The 17,973-nt window shown below is 55.8% G+C and carries 6 protein-coding genes; 3 read left to right on the plus strand and 3 right to left on the minus strand.

What is annotated here, in order from left to right:
• The coding region (locus V7775_RS22290; RefSeq protein WP_335754141.1) for a calcium-binding protein at positions 1-2,067 on the minus strand (2,067 nt) is incomplete at its 3' end.
• Between the two features lie 896 nt (positions 2,068-2,963).
• Between V7775_RS22290 and V7775_RS22295 the strand changes: the two genes are divergently transcribed.
• The gene (locus V7775_RS22295; protein WP_335754142.1) at positions 2,964-10,973 is read left to right on the plus strand and encodes a S8 family serine peptidase; all 8,010 of its coding nucleotides are present in this window, start codon (positions 2,964-2,966) and stop codon (positions 10,971-10,973) included.
• 45 nt (positions 10,974-11,018) lie between these two features.
• Here the strand turns inward: V7775_RS22295 and galE are convergent, their stop codons facing one another.
• Positions 11,019-12,008 carry a UDP-glucose 4-epimerase GalE gene (gene galE, locus V7775_RS22300; RefSeq protein WP_335754143.1) on the minus strand — a complete coding sequence of 330 codons (990 nt, stop codon included), beginning with the start codon at positions 12,006-12,008 and terminating at the stop codon, positions 11,019-11,021.
• A 156-nt stretch (positions 12,009-12,164) separates the two neighbouring features.
• On the opposite strand from galE, the gene V7775_RS22305 reads away from it, so the two are divergent.
• Positions 12,165-13,661 carry a phosphomannomutase/phosphoglucomutase gene (locus V7775_RS22305; protein ID WP_335754144.1) on the plus strand — a complete coding sequence of 499 codons (1,497 nt, stop codon included), beginning with the start codon at positions 12,165-12,167 and terminating at the stop codon, positions 13,659-13,661.
• A 12-nt stretch (positions 13,662-13,673) separates the two neighbouring features.
• Entirely contained in the window at positions 13,674-14,840 is a 1,167-nt protein-coding gene (locus tag V7775_RS22310) for a nucleotide sugar dehydrogenase (RefSeq protein WP_335754145.1), read from the plus strand.
• 20 nt (positions 14,841-14,860) lie between these two features.
• On the opposite strand, the gene V7775_RS22315 is transcribed toward V7775_RS22310, so the two are convergent.
• Positions 14,861-17,851, minus strand: a complete 2,991-nt coding sequence (locus tag V7775_RS22315; RefSeq protein ID WP_335754146.1) for a calcium-binding protein — start codon at positions 17,849-17,851, stop codon at positions 14,861-14,863.
• Positions 17,852-17,973 lie beyond the last annotated feature (122 nt).

Below are 17,973 nucleotides of genomic sequence, written 5' to 3' on the forward strand. Positions count from 1 at the left end.
AAGGCCACCACTGACATCATCTTTGCCAGACCCGCCATTGATGGTGTCGTTGCCGTTACCGCCCTCAATCGTGTCGATGCCAGACCCGCCATTGATGATATCGTTGCCGTTACCGCCATTGAGATTATTTGCGTCAAATGATCCGGTGATTGTGTCATCGCCACCTGATGCAATCAGGTTTTCAAAGTTCACCATGGTTTCGGATGGGAACCCTGCAAATGTAGCGAGGCCTGTGCCAAGGTTATAATTACCTGCCCCTCCATAGTATGAATAATCTGCAGTATCGATGCCATCGCCACCGTCCAGACTATCCGCGCCGCTGCCGCCCGAGATCGTGTCGTTACCGCCGCCCCCGAGTATGGTGTCGGCGCCATTCCCCCCTTCAAAGTCGTCACCACCATTGGCACCGACGATCGAGTCATCGCCGTCACCGCCGTCGATAGTATCACCAACACCCGAAGTTGGCGTTGAATCGTCACCATACAGCGTGTCGTTGCCAGCATCACCATTGATGACCTGGGCGCTGAACCCACCCGAAATCACATCATCGCCGTCACCGCCGTTCAAGGTCGTGTTGAAACCGCCTTCGCCATTAATCGTGTCGTTGCCAACGCCGCCATTGACCGTGCTAAGGCCACCGCCAGCATCAATTGAATCGTTACCAGAACCGCCATTAAGCAAGTTAATGCCCGAGCCGCCATCAATTGAATCATTGCCAGAACCGCCATCAATTGTGTCGTTGCCAGCACCTCCTTCCAATGTGTCGTTGTCACCATTACCAAAGATATTATCCGCTCCCGCACCGCCGATGATCCGGTCTGCTGTACCGGAATCTCCAAAGACGGTGCCGCCTGTGGTTTTTGCCCAGATAATATCACCATCCACAAAGTTTTCTTGTGGGTTGTCATAGGTGATTGTGTTGATACTGCCATCACGGGGGTCCCAGATAGAGCTGAAGACGTTGTCGCCACTTTCCCATGCAAAGATAACACGCCCGTCGCCTGTTACCCCAATATCAGGCGATACGCCCGCTGAGGTATCGACGGTAAAGACAGAGCCATCAGGGGACCCGTCAAAGTTAAACTTCCGCGCCACGATGTTGTTGCCCGCGCTGTCATCATCCCAGACAATAAGGTATTCATTGTTGGGCAAAGCGACGATTGCGGATTCATTGGCATCCACATTGTTGACGGCTACTTTCCCCTGAACGACGCCCAGATTAGAGTTGAACACAGCATGGTTCACATCGCCCGATGAGCCGCCTCCGATATCGTCGGTCCATGTGACCACGATATTGCCACCCGACAGGGTAGCAACCTGCGGATCACTGGGGGAGCCGTTGGTGTCCACTGTTGCCGTGTGCAAAAGTGTGCCGGCAGTGTTGTAAACATCCACCTTAACCGTGCCTTCATCGACATAAGCCGAGATCATTTCACCGTTGGTGTTAATTGCTACATCGTTTTGCGTTTGATCATCGCCGCTGAAAATAAGGGCGTCTTGGGCTGCTTCAAACACTGCGGTGGTGATCGTACCAGTAGAGTTCAGCCGGACAGCCAGTACATCCTCGTCAGCGGGATCAATAATATTACTAGGATTAAACGAGGTAAATGTCACATAGGACGAGTTATCGATGTTGTTCACGGCAATCTGCGGATTGTCGTAATCACCGGAACCCGTTTCCGAGACGATCTCGCGCGAGTTTAGTTGATTACCAGCAGCGTTCTTGCGCTCCCACATAACGGAGGAATCTGACCCGTCATTATCAACATATACCAGCATAAAGCCGCCATCATTTGTTGCGGCTATGTCAAAATCGCTCTCTTCGTCAGCGTTACGAACAGTGTTAATGCGGTAGCTGTCGCGCACCAGATTGCCTGCACCGTCATATATCTTGCCGATGATATCCAAACCCGCCGTCGTCCCAGCGCCGGTGGTGCCACTTTCAGTCCATGCGACCAAAATGTTGCCGTTGCTGAGGCCGATTGTTTGGGCATCACTGACGCCAACTGTGTCTGCTATGCCTGTGTTTACTTGAAATTCACCGAGCCATGTTGCTGGAGTAGCCATAATAATATTCCTTAATAAATGTACTTTTAAGACGTTGATGTCTGTTATCGGCCCCAAAAAGGCCGTGCTGTAAAAATGAATGGTTTGGTATCCAAAGCAGGCAGCTGCTTGCGTGATGGATTACTGTGTCAAAACGTTTGATACAGTCCGCTGTCGTCCCCCCGTAGTGATGCGCCCAGTGTTCATAATTTGATGGGCGTCTGTGTAGGATATGACCCGAGTTGTTTTTTATTTCGGGTAACAAACCAGTCGCAAATCAGCCGGTGCAGACCAGCCTTAGGCGTTGGTTAAGCTTTATTCTCAATAACGGCATCAGACTGGATGCGTTTAATGTCTTTCATGGGATGTCTCCCTTTTAAAATAATGTGCAGCACTTTGGCGCTGTCGTTTAAAAATTGGATCGGTTCAAATGGTCAAAAGTATAAACAGAGGCCCTGTAAAAGTAGGCGTGTATCGTGGCATCAAAACACCTGAAAATTGGTGTTATGCTGGGCACATTGTAGCCATATTTTCAATAAATCAACTCTTTTTTAACCTTATGGTAAGGTTTTCCATACCCTCAAAAAGCCGATGGGTCAGGCATTGATCTGACTGTTATTGCAAGCCGCGCAGCTTTGGTCTGCAGGCCCACTCACCACAAGCCTTTGAAACAGACCCCATTTCAAGTACTTACTTCAAATCTAAAATCCTATGCTAATCAGCAGTTTAATTTACACAAAACGGTTTCTGCAACATCTTTAAGAGCAAGCGAAAAACCGCCTTGACCAACATACTCATGTCTAAGTCTACTGCTACTTAATTTGCTAAATAATTTCGGCGTTTGCTGGCGTGCATTTCGATCATGCAGTCAGCGAAAAATCGCGCAGGACGTCACCTAACTATCGGATACTCAACTTATGCCTACCTACACCCCCACAGACTCCCTCTACACATTCCAATGGCACTACAATTACCTGTCCCTAAGTCTGGGATATGGCACGCTTGGGATCGAAACGATCTGGGATGAGTATAGCGGCGCTGGTGTCCATGTTGGGGTAACAGACAGCTCGGTTGATCGGGAGCATTCTGAGTGGGAAGACAGGTTTGACGCCGATACAAACATCACGATCGAAACCCCTGACGGAGCGATTATTCAGGTCACCAACAACGAGCGCACAGAAAACCACGCAAACTCTGTTGCCGGGATTATTGCCGCTGCTGATAATGGCGAAGGCACGGTGGGGATCGCACATGGTGCCACGCTGTCTTCGGTAGATGTGTTTTTTGACTATGACGGGGATGGCTCCACTGCATTTGCCGATGATGTGGCTGATCGCGATGCACCGCTGATGTCGCAAATCATGCAGGGGTTTGGGCAGTTCGATGTGATCAGTTCCAGCTGGCACACGGATTCCACCTATAACCAGACGCTGGCCAATTCCGCTGAAATTACCGCGCAGCTGGCCGCAATCCAAGATCTGACAACCACAGGGCGTGATGGTCTTGGTACGGTTATGGTGATGGCTGCAGGCAATGGCTATGACGATCTGTATTACAACCACAACGGCACGGCGCAGCGCATTTCCATTCTGCGTGATGAAAATGACGACTATGTCATCGACTACGTCTCGTCAGGGTTCCTGAATGCGGGTGATGATCCTGCCGTCACCCCCCCTAGCGTAGATATCGATGATATTCTGGCCGCCACCACCACCGCCGCAGAGGCCAATGCAGGCACCGATATGCGCACGGCTTCGCGGATGACCGTTGTGGTAGGGGCCTATAGCGAAGAGATTACATTGCTGGACGGCGTTACCACGCTGGAAAGTCAGGTCACACCTTATGTGTCGCGCGGCGCTTCGTTGCTGGTGTCCTCCCTATCGCGGGTAAACCAGCCTCTGGGCCAATTCCTGTCCTCGACGGATGTGTATTTCGACCTTGATGATACCTCCCTGTTTGCGGCGCACATCCGCGACTATGGCACAGGTATTCTGTCCACTGATGTGGTTGGATCGGGTGGTTACGGCTGGGAGGATACTGACGGTAGCCAGAACGATCTGGTCAACGACGGGTATACTGATTACTTCGGCGGCACCTCGGCGGCCACTCCACAGATTTCGGGCATTGTTTCGCTGATGCTGGAAGCCAACGAAATGCTGGGCTGGCGGGATGTGCAAAACGTATTGGCCCATTCCTCGCACCACGTGGGCACTGATATTGGCGGCACTCCGCAGGCCAACTCAACCGAGAAATTCAGCTGGTATACCAATGGGGCCACGGGCTGGAACGGCGGCGGGCTGCACTTCTCCGAAGACTACGGATACGGCGCGGCAGATGTATATGTCGCGGTGCGCATGGCAGAGGTCTGGACCCTGTTCAACGATGCACAGGTCAGTGCCAATGAACAGACCGATACGGTTCTGGACAACAGCAACTCCACCATCGCCGCAGGCACGGTCGCCGCACCGCAGTCTTCCTTCCGCGGAATATCGCTGGCGGGTGTCGACATCGAGCTTGAGTATGTCACCGTCACAATCACACTGCAGCACGCCCACTTCCAAGAGCTTGATATCTATCTGATCTCACCCTCGGGCACGCGGGTTGCATTGCACGACATCTCCTCTTCGAATTTCGCCTATGAGGAAGTGTCTGACATCGGCCTGCAATGGGAGTTTGCGGTCAACGCCCTGCGCGGCGAAGACCCCAATGGCACATGGCTGATCGAAGTCGTCAACAACGGCGTGGATGTAGGCGTTGTTCAGCAGGTCGAGCTGGATGTTTACGGCTCTGAGGCTGATGATGACGAGGTCTATCACTTCACCAACGAAGTGTTTGACACACAATACGCTGACCGCCTGGACCTTGCGATCACGGACAGCACCCTCGGGGATAACGACTGGGTGAATGCAGCGGCGATGACGGGTGATCTGGCACTTGACCTGAATGCAGGTGGATTGTTGCAGCGCACCGTTGGCACGGGTGCGGCACAAACGTTTGGCACCATCGGCACGGGCGATACAAACAGAATAGAAGGCGCGGTTTCGGGCGATGGCAACGACACGCTGACAGGCAACAGTTTGGACAACCAGCTGTTCGGGATGCGCGGCGATGACCAACTGAACGGCGGCACAGGCGATGACACGCTAGAGGGCGGCGCAGGTGCAGACACAATCACAGGCGGCACAGGCGTTGATACCGCGTCTTACACGATGTCGAATGCAGGCGTTGCTGTTAACTTGCGCACGCTTGCAACATCAGGCGGCCATGCCGCGGGCGATGTTTTGTCTGGCATCGAAGGGGTCACGGGATCAGATTTCAACGACACCCTGCTGGGATCGGTGAGCGGCAACCGCATCGAGGGCGGCGCGGGCGATGATCTGATTTATGGCTGGGGTGGTTCAGATACAATTCTGGGCGGCGACGGCAATGACAGCATCGCAATTTACGGCGCAACAAACTCCATTGATGGTGGCGCGGGTGTGGATGCCATTGATATGCGCACCAGCACTTCTGCATCCGCTGCGGACCTGTCTGAGGCCCGCATCCAGAACGTCGAAAAAATCCTCGGCTCGGCCTATGCCGATACGCTAACAGGGGATGATCTGGACAATACCTTGCACGGCGGCGCGGGCGCAGACAGCCTTGTGGGTGGCGCGGGCTTTGATACCGCGTCCTATAAAGACGCAAGCACAGGTGTGACTGCCTCGCTTGCCGCAGCGGGCAGCAATACTGGCGATGCGGCCGGCGACAGCTATGGCTCTATCGAGGCGCTTGAGGGCTCGGAATTGGGCGATATCCTAAGCGGGGATGACAACGGCAACCTGCTGACAGGACTTGCAGGAAACGACAGCATTTCAGGCAATGGTGGCAATGACACCCTATTGGGCGGCGACGGCGCAGATACACTGGCTGGCGGCACCGGCACCAATACGGCCAGCTATACAGGGTCTAATGCAGGCGTATCGGTTGATCTGGACGGCGGCACTGCGACGGGCGGCCATGCACAGGGGGATGTCCTGAGCGGGATAACCAACCTGAGCGGTTCTGAATTTGATGATGCCCTAACAGGCACGGCGGCGGCCAACACCCTGACGGGTGAAGCGGGCGCGGATACGCTTGTCGGCTTGGCAGGTAATGATACGCTGCTGGGCAAAGACGGCGATGACGGGTTATCAGGCGGCGATGACGACGACCTCCTTGACGGCGGTTGGGGCAATGACTCGCTGGTAGGCGGCAGCGGCGACGACGTGCTCAATGGCGATGTGGGCAATGATAAGCTGGCGGGTGGTATCGGCAACGACACTCTGGACGGCGGTGAGGGCGACGATCTGCTCGATGGCTCTGACGGGAACGATGCGCTCCTTGGGGGTGCTGGGGATGACACGTTGCGCAGCAGCGGCACCAACACCACAATTGATGGCGGCGACGGGACGGACGTACTGGACCTATCACATCAGGGGCTTACGGCAGGAACCAATTTTGCGCTGGATGCTTTGCCTGCGAACGTCACAGGCATCGAAGGCCTGATTGGTACGCAATTTGCTGATACCTTGACGGGTGACAGCGATGACAACCTCATTGAGGGTGGTGACGGCAGCGATAGTCTGACGGGCGGCACCGGCAATGACACCCTCTCCTATGATAGCTCCATAGATGCGGTGAATGTCGATCTGTCGACACAGGCGGCTTCAGGCGGCGATGCCGTAGGGGACATAATTGTTGGCTTTGAAAACGTCACAGGTACGGATGGTAATGACACCCTGACCGGTGACAGTGGGGTTAACATTCTACGTGGCGGTGCGGGCAATGACCTGCTGGACGGCGGTTTGGGCCATGACATCCTTTATGGTGGTGCAGGGTTTGATACGGTCACCTATGCAGGTTCGACAGGCGCTATTTTGCTCCAGCTTGGCACATGGCGCGGTGAAAACCTGCCCGGTGTCACGGGCACCACGGCAGAGGGTGATTTCCTTGACGGAATCGAAGGCGTCATCGGGTCGGCCTTTGGCGATGAGATCATCGGCAGTGGTGGCGGTGATTATCTGGATGGCGGCGCGGGCGACGACAAGATCGAAGCTGATGTTTACGGCCGTGCGGGTAACGATACCGTATTGGGCGGCGCAGGGAACGATGACATCCTTGCAGGCGGCGGCGACGACAGTGTCGATGGTGGTGATGACGACGATAAAATCTCGGGCCAGGACGGTAATGACACCTTGTTGGGTGGCAAAGGCAACGATGAAATCAACGGCGAAGTCGGCAATGACCGCCTAGATGGTGGCGAGGGTCAGGACCAATTGATCGGTGCTGAAGGCGATGACACCCTGCGCGGCGATGCGGGTGACGACAGCTTGTTTGGCAGTGAAGGCAATGACAGCCTTGAGGGCGGCGATGGGAACGACATGCTGAACGGTCAGGATGGCGATGACATCGTTGAGGGCGGTGACGGCAATGACAGCGTCAACGGCGAAGCGGGCGCCGACACGATCATGGGCGGATTGGGCCTTGATGATATCATCGGTGGGGATGGCGATGACCAATTAAGCGGTGGTGGCGATGCAGACAGCCTTTATGGCAATGACGGCAACGACACGCTGCACGGCGATGACGGTGATGATCTGCTGCGCGGCCAGTTGGGCGACGATTCAATTCTGGGCGGTGCAGGCAACGACGACATCAACGGTGAAGAAGGCGCTGATAGCATTGATGGAGGCACGGGGGACGACTCTGTTGTGGGCGGCGACGGGGTTGATACCCTGCGCGGCGATGCAGGCAGCGATACCCTGTCAGGGGGCATCGGCAACGATTTGATCTCTGGCGGCGATGATGCAGACACGCTCTTTGGTCAGGAAGGCAATGACACCCTGCACGGCGATGCGGGCGCGGACGTGATCTCGGGCGAGGACGGAAGCGATAGTATCCAAGGTGGTGACGGCAATGACAGCCTGAATGGCGGCGCTGACAATGACCGTCTGGAGGGTGGTATTGGCGATGATACCCTCACCTCTGGCAGCGGCAATGATGTGGCCTTCGGCGATGACGGGGCTGATTTGATTTACGGGCTGGAAGGCGCCGATAGCCTGTTTGGCGGCGGCGGTGCGGACCGTCTGGAGGGCGGCGACGAGGATGATCTGCTCAGCGGCAATGACGGTGCTGATGTTTTGTTCGGTGAATCCGGTGCAGATAGCCTCTATGGTTCAGCTGGCAATGACACGTTGAATGGCGGGGCGGATGACGATCTGCTCAGCGCGGGCGCAGATGATGACTTCCTGTTTGGCGATGTCGGCGATGACACGCTTTATGGTTCAACAGGTAGCGACACGCTGAACGGCTCGGATGGCAATGACGTGCTGGATGCGGGTGACGACAATGACGTCATCGTTGGCGGTACGGGCAATGATACGGCTTACGGTGCAGAGGGTAACGATGCTGTCTACGGTCAGGGTGGCAACGACAAGCTGATCGGGAACGGCGGCGCCGATACGCTGGATGGCGGGAACGGCAATGACATCCTCAGCTCAAATGACGGCGACGATCAGCTGTTTGGTCAAGCGGGCGACGACAGCCTGTACGGTCAGGCGGGTGCGGATGCTCTGAACGGCGGCGCAGGCAATGATCTGCTGAGTGCGGGCAGCGGCAATGACACCCTTTATGGCGATGTCGGCGACGACACGCTTTATGGCTCTAGCGGCAATGACGAGATGAACGGCGCGGATGACAACGACAGCCTGTATGGTGGCGATGGCAATGACACCATGGTCGGCGGCAATGGCGATGATCGCGTGTATGGCCAGAACGACAGTGACCGGCTGTTTGGCGATGCGGGCAGCGACAGCCTGTACGGCCAAGCGGGCAGCGATTTTGCACGCGGCGGCACTGGCAATGACTTGCTCAGCGGCAATGGTGGCAATGACACCCTTTATGGTGAGGATGACGACGACCAACTCTATGGCGCCTCTGGTGAAGATGCGCTGTATGGCGGCGCGGGCAATGATCTGCTGGCAGGGGGCTCCGAAAACGATACGCTCTCGGGCGAAGATGGCAACGACGAAATCTACGGCTCAAACGGTGATGATCTGATCAATGGCGGCGCTGGCAATGACACCATGAATGGTGGCAATGGCAACGACACCCTCACCGGAGGGACTGGCAATGATACAGCCCTCGGGCGCGCAGGGAATGATGCCATTTATGGTCAGGATGGCGATGATGCGCTGTACGGCGAAGACGGGAACGACACCGTTAACGGCGACGCGGGCGCGGATACGATCATTGGTGGTAATGGCGAGGATCTGCTCAGCGGCGGCGCTGACAACGATCTAATAGGCGGCGGCAACGGGAATGACACCCTTGCTGGTGGCACCGAAAACGACTCGATCTATGGCAATGCAGGGAATGATGTCCTGTTTGGCGAGGACGGCAATGACAGCCTACTGGGCGGTGACGGCGATGACAGCTTGGTTGGCGGCGAAGGCGATGATACCGTCCTTGGCGATCTGGGAGCTGATACCATCAACGGCCAGAACGGCGTGGACCGGGTAGATTATACAGGGTCCACTGCTGCGGTGAACGCATCATTGGCAGGTGTCATGGGCACAGGCGGCAATGCGCAGGGCGATCTAATCTATAACGTTGAACAATTGGGCGGCAGTGCGCTGGCCGATACTCTGACGGGCAACGCACTGGAAAACACCATCGTGGGCGGCAGTGGCGCCGACTTGATCGACGGTGGCTTTGCCGGAGACAGCCTTGATGGGGGTGCGGGTGTAGACACCGTCACCTATGTAAACTCGAACGCCAACGTCACAATCAGTCTGGATGGCAGCATCACAGCGGCAGGCGGCTATGCTGCTGGCGACGTGCTCAGCAATGTGGAAAACCTAATCGGGTCGATCTTCGGAGACGACCTTTATGGGGATGCGCAGGACAACATTCTGGTTGGCGGCACAGGGTTTGACGAGCTGTTTGGCGGCGCAGGCGATGACACGCTGAACGGCGGGAGCGATGACGACGTATTGGATGGGGGTGCGGGTGCTGACGCGATGAACGGCGATGTCGGAACAGACACCGCCAACTATGCAGCATCAACCCTTGGGGTCACGGTCAACATGACCAGCAACGTCAATACAGGTGGCGATGCCGCAGGAGACACGTTGTTCAACATCGAAAACCTGACCGGATCGGATCACAATGATGATCTGACAGGAGACGCAGCGGCCAACAGCCTGTCCGGTGGATCAGGCAATGACACACTGTCTGGTATGGACGGCGTCGACTACCTGCTGGGTGGCACAGGCGATGATGTAATCCTCGGCGGTTTGGGCGCGGATTCACTACTCGGCGAAGACGGCAATGACAGCATGGACGGCGGTGACGGTGCGGATGTGCTGAACGGCGGGATCGGCAATGACACCATGCTTGGGGGTGCGGGTCAGGACACGCTGACAGCTGGTGACGGCGATGACAGCCTTGATGGCGGTGATGACGCTGATACGCTCTTTGCTCAAAACGGTGCAGATACCGTGCGCGGTGGGGCTGGCAATGACACCATCAACAGCGGCGATGGGGATGACTTTATCATCGGCGGTTTGGGCGCGGACGAATTGTTTGGCGGCACTGGTGCGGACCACTTTGTCTTTGAGGATGTGAACGACTCCGGCATTATCACAGCGGAACAGGATGCCATCATCGGCTTTGCCCGTGGCACCGATATTGTGGACCTGTCAGACATTACAACCACCTCAGGTGCGGCACTGACGTTTAACAGTAACAGCACCTTTATTGGGAATTCAGACAGCGTGATTTTCCAAGTGGTCAGCGGCCACGGCAATCTCATGGTTGATGTCGACGGCGACGGCGCACAAGACATGACCATTGTGCTGGAATTTGTCCAAGGCTTTGACCAGACAAACCTGCTGCTGATTTAATCAGTTTCAGGCAGGGCGCGCAGTGCTGCGCCCTGCCTAAGATATCTAGCGGGCTGACTGCTCTGCAAAGGCCCATGCATCGCGCACAATTGTATTCAGATCACTGTGCGCCGCGCGCCAGCCCAATACCGCATGAGCGCGGGCCACATCAGCCACTAATATGGCCGGATCACCTGCACGGCGCACATCCTCAACCACAGTGAAATCACACCCCGAAATCTGTTTGACGGCCTCTACCACCTGCCGCACGCTTTGCCCTGCGCCAGTACCCAGATTGATGGCCTGAACACCTGGAGTATCTTGCCCCAACAGATGCCCCACAGCCGCCACATGGCCAGAGGCCAGATCACTCACGTGGATATAGTCGCGCACACATGTGCCATCGGGGGTCTCGTAATCAGTACCGTTGATTTTGATCTGTGGCCGCGTGCCTTGGGCCGCTTGGATCACCAGCGGGATCAGGTGGGTTTCGGGGTCGTGACGCTCGCCTGTGCGGCCCTGTGCATCAGCACCGCAGGCGTTGAAATACCGCAGCGCGATGGCCTGCAAACCGTGGGCGCTCACACAAGATTCCAGAATGGTTTCAACCATTGCCTTGCTGTCGCCGTAGGGGTTGATGGGCGCGCGCGCCAGATCTTCGTCCAGCAGGGTCACATCCGTCCGGTTGCCGTAAACTGCCGCAGTTGAGGAAAACACCAACCGCGAAACCCCCGCCGCGTTCATCGCATCCAGCAGCGCCAATGTGCCCGCTACGTTGTTATGGAAAAACGGCAGCGGCGTGATCACCGACTGGCCCGCCTCGATCAGGGCGGCAAAATGGATCACACTGCCAATATCATGCTCTTGCATGGTTTGGGTCAGCTTGGCGGTATCGGCCAGATCACCCTCCACCAAAGCACTGCCAAAACAGGCGTCGCGGTGACCAGAAGAGAAATTATCATAGACCACTGCGCGGTATCCCGCCTCTTGCAACGCAAGCGTAGTGTGTGATCCGATATAGCCAGCACCGCCGACAACAAGCACGTTCTTGTTCATAAAACCAATTTTCCCGCAAATATAGTGTGGTGCCTTGATGACACTTCAACACAATGCCGACAAGGCAGCCCCCCCCTACATCGCGATTGAAATTGAAGCCGCCCAGCATTGCGACTATGACGGAAGGTAAGCAATCAAACGGAAAAATCAGCGCCCATGACCCGATCAAGCCCCAAACCACTGCCAACTGTCACACCCAATACATGGGAGTTTTTGCGCGATGCGATGATCGCCCCCACCGGATTTCGGGAGTATGATGCACGCTGGCAATATCCAGAGGCGATCAACCTACCCGGCATTACGGCGTTGGGCATGGGGCTAGGCACGCAAATGCATGCGCGTGGGATTGAACCTGTGATCGCTGTTGGCAATGATTATCGCGACTATTCGCTATCCATCAAAAACGCGCTGATGTTGGGACTGATGCAGGCGGGCATCCACGTCAAAGACATCGGACCTGCCCTGTCGCCAATGGCCTATTTTGCGCAGTTCCATTTGGACGCCCCTGCGGTGGCCATGGTCACGGCCAGCCACAATCCAAACGGGTGGACCGGTGTGAAGATGGGGTTTGAACGTCCCCTCACCCACGGCCCTGACGAGATGAACGAATTGCGCGACATCGTGCTAGAAGGACGCGGCGTTGCGCGGCCCGGCGGCAAATACGAATTCGTTGAAGGTGTACGCGAAGCTTATCTTGATGACCTTGTTGGTGACTTCAAAATGACGCGCAAGCTCAAGGTGGTATGTGCCACGGGCAACGGTACGGCGGCGGCATTTGCGCCCGAGCTGTTCAAACGTCTGGGTGTCGAAGTCGTCGAGAGCCATAACGAGCTGGATTACACTTTCCCGCACTACAACCCGAACCCTGAAGCCATGGAAATGTTGCACGACATGTCCAATAGCGTCAAAGCATCGGGCGCCGATTTTGCGCTTGGGTTTGATGGGGATGGTGATCGCTGCGGTGTGGTTGATGACGAGGGCGAAGAGATTTTCGCCGATAAGGTTGGTGTCATCATGGCGCGTGATCTGTCCAAGATTTATCCCAACTCCACCTTTGTGGCTGATGTAAAATCAACGGGTCTCTATGCCTCCGATCCTGTGCTCAAGGCAAATGGCGTGACGGCGGATTACTGGAAGACAGGCCACAGTCACATGAAACGCCGCGTGAAGGAAATTGGCGCTCTGGCGGGTTTTGAAAAATCCGGCCACTACTTCTTGGCCGAACCTATTGGGCGCGGATATGACTGCGGCATGCGTGTCGCTGTAGAGATTTGTAAGCTGATGGATCGCAACCCCGACATGTCCATGAGCGACCTGCGCCGTGCCCTGCCCATGACCTATGCGATGCCCACCATGTCCCCCTATGCGGCGGACGAAGAAAAATACGATATCCTTGAGCGCATCGTCTCTAAACTGAAGAATGTGACCGAATTTGCAGGCCGCAAGGTTGCACAAGTTGTGACCGTGAACGGCGCGCGTGTGATTTTGGACAACGGCAGCTGGGGTCTGGTACGGGCCTCCTCTAACACCCCCAATCTGGTGGTTGTCTGCGAAAGCAGCGAGAGCGAAGCCGAGTTGCGGGCGATCTTCAAGGCCGTTGATGATGTGATCCGCACCGAACCTGGTGTTGGTGATTACGACCAAACGTTCTAAGCGGTGGCTGGTATGAAAATAGCAGTAGCGGGTCTTGGCTATGTCGGTATGTCCAATGCGGTATTGCTGGCACAGCATAACACCGTGGTGGCCGTCGACATTGACCAAGCCCGAGTGGATTTGGTCAATGCAGGCAAAAGCCCCATTGCAGACCCTGATATTACTGATTTTCTAGCCACCCGCGACTTGAACCTCACGGCCACAACCGATGATGTGGCGGCTTTTGCAGATGCCGATTATATCATCGTAGCAACGCCTACAAATTACGACCCAAAGACCAACTACTTTGACACCTCCAGCGTCGAGGCCGTTCTTGCCCGCGCGCTTGATATAAACGAAAATGCGCAGATCGTGATCAAATCTACTATCCCTGTTGGTTTCACCGAAGGGATCCGGTTTGATTTGGACAGCGATCACATCATGTTCAGCCCCGAGTTCCTGCGCGAAGGCCGCGCGCTTTATGATAACCTGCACCCAAGCCGTATCATTGTCGGTGCCACCACAGAGGCGGCACATACCTTTGCTGATCTGCTTGTGCAGGGGGCCGTTGCCACAGATATTCCAGTGAAATTCACCGATGCCTCTGAGGCTGAAGCGATCAAACTGTTTGCAAATACCTATCTTGCCATGCGGGTGGCCTTTTTTAACGAACTCGACAGCTATGCCATGGCGCGCGGTGTGGATAGCCGCCAGATCATTGAAGGGATCAGCCTAGATCCGCGCATTGGCGATCACTATAACAACCCCTCCTTTGGTTATGGCGGCTATTGCTTGCCCAAGGACACCAAACAGCTGCTCGCCAACTATTCCGAAGTGCCGCAAAACCTGATCCGCGCAATTGTGGATGCCAATCACACGCGCAAGGATTTTCTGGCCGAACAGATCATCGCGCGCGTGCCCCGTATTGTAGGCGTGCACCGCTTGGTGATGAAGGCTGGATCAGACAACTTCCGCCAGTCCTCAATTCAGGGGATCATGAAGCGGATCAAAGCCAAAGGCATTGAAGTGATCGTCTTTGAACCTGCCCTGACAGAGGATGAGTTCTTCAACTCTCGCGTGGTACGTGATCTGGATGTGTTCAAAGCGCAATGCGATATTATCATGGCAAACCGCATGACCGATGAGCTGGCAGATGTTGCAGACAAGGTATTCACCCGCGATCTGTTTGGCGGCGATTAAGCGGCCTGCCGGCTAAAGGTTCAGCCGAACAAAATATCTCCACTGTCCAGATCGTTCAGATTAATATCTTCTATCCTGATCTCGATGTCGGGCAGCGTGATGACCACATCATTGCCCTTCTGGCGCATGTCTAAATCTCGGTACTTGCGCGGCAGCACGTCGATCATAATCACATCAATGCCAATCTGGAAATCCTTGATCCGGTCCGAACCAGGCTGGTCAAAGCGGAAATAAAATTGATCCGCACCCGAACCGCCATACAGCGTGTCGTTGCCTGAATCCCCGCGCAAGTCATCATCGCCATTCCCTCCATACAGCACATCATTGCCGTCACCCCCGCCCAACAGGTCATTACCATTATCCCCATAAAGAGTGTCACGACCCGTGTTACCCCAGACAAAGTCATCTCCGTCGTTACCCTTCATGATGTCATCACCAAAGAACCCGCCAACGGTATCACTGCCGTCGCCCCCGCTGAGCGTGTCCTCATCCGACCCACCCCACACCAGATCATTGCCGTCATCGCCATACAGAAGGTCATAGCCGTCACCCCCGCCTAACGAGTCGTTGCCCTTCCCACCCCAACCACGGTCATCGCCCAAGTTACCCCAGACAACATCATTGCCGTCACCGCCAAAAAACAGATCATCCCCGAAAAAACCGCCAAGCGTATCATTGCCGTCATCACCATACAGCGTGTCATTGCCCTGATCGCCCCAGACACCATCAGCCGCATCGCCGCCCCGCATCAGATCATCGCCAAAGCCACCATTGAGCGTATCCGCACCTTCGTCGCCTTCAATGAGGTCGTTATCTGCTCCGCCCCACGCAAGATCGTTTCCCTCGCCGCCGCGCAAGGTGTCCGTGCCTGCATCGCCGTACAGCGTATCATTCCCCGTCCCACCTGCGATCAGGTCGACACCATCGCCGCCCTGTACAAAATCCGCGTCACTGCCACCATCCAACAGGTCATTGCCCGCCCCGCTATAGAGCGTATCGCTCCCGGCATCGCCATACAGCGTGTCATGGTTTTCACCGCCCCAGAGTAAGTCGTTCCCGTCGCCGCCGCGGAGCGTATCGCGCCCATCCTCCCCATAAAGCGTATCATTTCCCGCCCCCCCGACAACCAGATCCCACCCGTCGCCGCCGCGCACAATGTCCGAGCCCGCAGCCCCATCAAGCACATCATCGCCCGTTTCACCCGCGATCCAGTCGTCGCCAACATCTCCGTAAACCAAGTCGTTTCCGCTGCCGCCAAGCAGCACATCATCTCCGGCACCCCCATACAAACTGTCCGCCCCGGTGCCCCCGCTTAACCTGTCATTTAGGATGTCTCCGGTGATGCGGTCAGCACCTGCGCCCCCTGAAATGACCAATGGGGTGACAGGCGTTGGTTCTGGATCAGGTGTCGGCGTTGGCACCGGTGTGGGATCTGGCTCTGGATCAGGCGTCGTATCTGGCCCTGGTGTAGGCTCTGGTTCGGGCTCTGGTGTCGGCGTTGGTGTGGGGACAGGTGTCGTATCAATGGTCCGCTCAAGAATGGGGATACGATCGGCCCAGTCAAAAACATCACCAAACAAATCATCGCGGTTCAGCGACAATCCGTTCGAAGAGCGCACTTCGATTACCGTGTCACGCAAAGACACCCGCGCCCCAGAAGAACTGCTGCTGACAGTCACCTGCTCAACCGAACGCAGCATGAAATAGGACGACAGATCTAGGATGTCCTCACCAGAGGTAAAATCAAGAATGTAGCTTGTGCCACCTGTCTCGGACATTACGAAACGGTCGACACCTGCCCCCCCGCTGAGCCGCGCATTTTGCGCCCCTAGGATGATGTCATCCCCCGCACCACCTGAAACTGTATCGCTTTGGCCTGCCACCAACAGATCATCACCTGCTGTGCCTTGTTGGTTGCTTGCCCCGTTTGTATCGCCACGCTGGACCACTCCGAGGTCGGCCAGATCAACCCAAAACCGTGTAATCCCTGAATCCGTTCCACTGCTCACAAATATCTGAAGCCCCGATCCAATAACGGAGGTCTCAATCTCTCCCACATTCATCAGGCCTGCGCCTGTGGTGTGGGGAATTGTTTCAAGATGAATTAGCCGCCCGTCGGGCATCAAAGTAAACAAGCTCAGCCCATCATCTGAGCCGCCGGCCACCACAAAAACGCGGTCACCGACTTGGGCCACGGACACTGATTGCACCCCGCCAAACCGTGTCTCAAGGGTATCCATAATCTGGTCGGCAACCGTAAATTGCCCACTCGCTGACATCTCCAGCACACTCAGCGTGGAGGTGCCTGCACTGCCCATAATGACCCATGTTTTATCAAAGGCTGTGACGGTTTCAAAACTGGTGGGGGCATTGATGCCCAGCCCTTGTTCTGCCCCCATATCAGCCACATGGGTCAACGCACCAGTTGTCGCGTTCATCCTGTAGCTACTGATGCCTTGGGTGCCGTATTGCGTGGTCAACATGAACTGCGCATTCCCGACTTGGACGCTATCAAACGCCGTGACACCATCCAAGGTCGTTTGCTCCCATTCGGCAGATACGCCCACAATATTGCGCAAGACGCGCCCCGTTCCCTCAAAGGCCACGTAATAGACTATGTTTCCCCCAAGGCGCGTAACACTGACGGCCTGTGCGCTTTGACCGGATGCAGTGGTCGCGCCCCCCAATAGGTCGCCGTTTGAGGTCAGCCCGTATTGCGCCGTCGCTGTTTCGATCCCGCCGGCCAGGACAACCAGCGCGCTGGAGCCTTCGACAAGAGTATCAAATGTCCCGCGGATTTGTGATCCGGACTCTTGCGAGAAATAGACAGTATCCCCCACTTCGGTGACCTGGCCATTTCCCCCCAGATGATAAGAGACAAGCCCCCCGTTAAGCCCGGTTGAGGACACCAGGAAACTGCCTGAGGTCAGATGGATTACCTCCAGATCGCGAATATCGCCATCCAGATCAATATCGCCTGCACCTACCCGTTGTTTATATTCAAAATACATATCATCCGCCCCACATCGCGCATGTGACTAGGTTTGGGTGGGCAAGGCGGGAAACTGAGGCCTTAAAAAAGGCTAAACAGTGCCGTTTACCTTTGATTTTTGAGGTTTTTGCATCAAGATTT

The sequence above is a fragment of the Sulfitobacter sp. genome, assembly GCF_036960155.1.
GTDB lineage: Bacteria > Pseudomonadota > Alphaproteobacteria > Rhodobacterales > Rhodobacteraceae > Sulfitobacter.

Bases quoted from the DNA above. Each gene is read 5' to 3' on its own strand.
- galE (WP_335754143.1), bottom strand. From the start codon at position 12,008: ATGAACAAGAACGTGCTTGTTGTCGGCGGTGCTGGCTATATCGGATCA.
- V7775_RS22310 (WP_335754145.1), top strand. From the start codon at position 13,674: ATGAAAATAGCAGTAGCGGGTCTTGGCTATGTCGGTATGTCCAATGCG.
- V7775_RS22315 (WP_335754146.1), bottom strand. From the start codon at position 17,851: ATGTATTTTGAATATAAACAACGGGTAGGTGCAGGCGATATTGATCTG.
- V7775_RS22295 (WP_335754142.1), top strand. From the start codon at position 2,964: ATGCCTACCTACACCCCCACAGACTCCCTCTACACATTCCAATGGCAC.
- V7775_RS22305 (WP_335754144.1), top strand. From the start codon at position 12,165: ATGACCCGATCAAGCCCCAAACCACTGCCAACTGTCACACCCAATACA.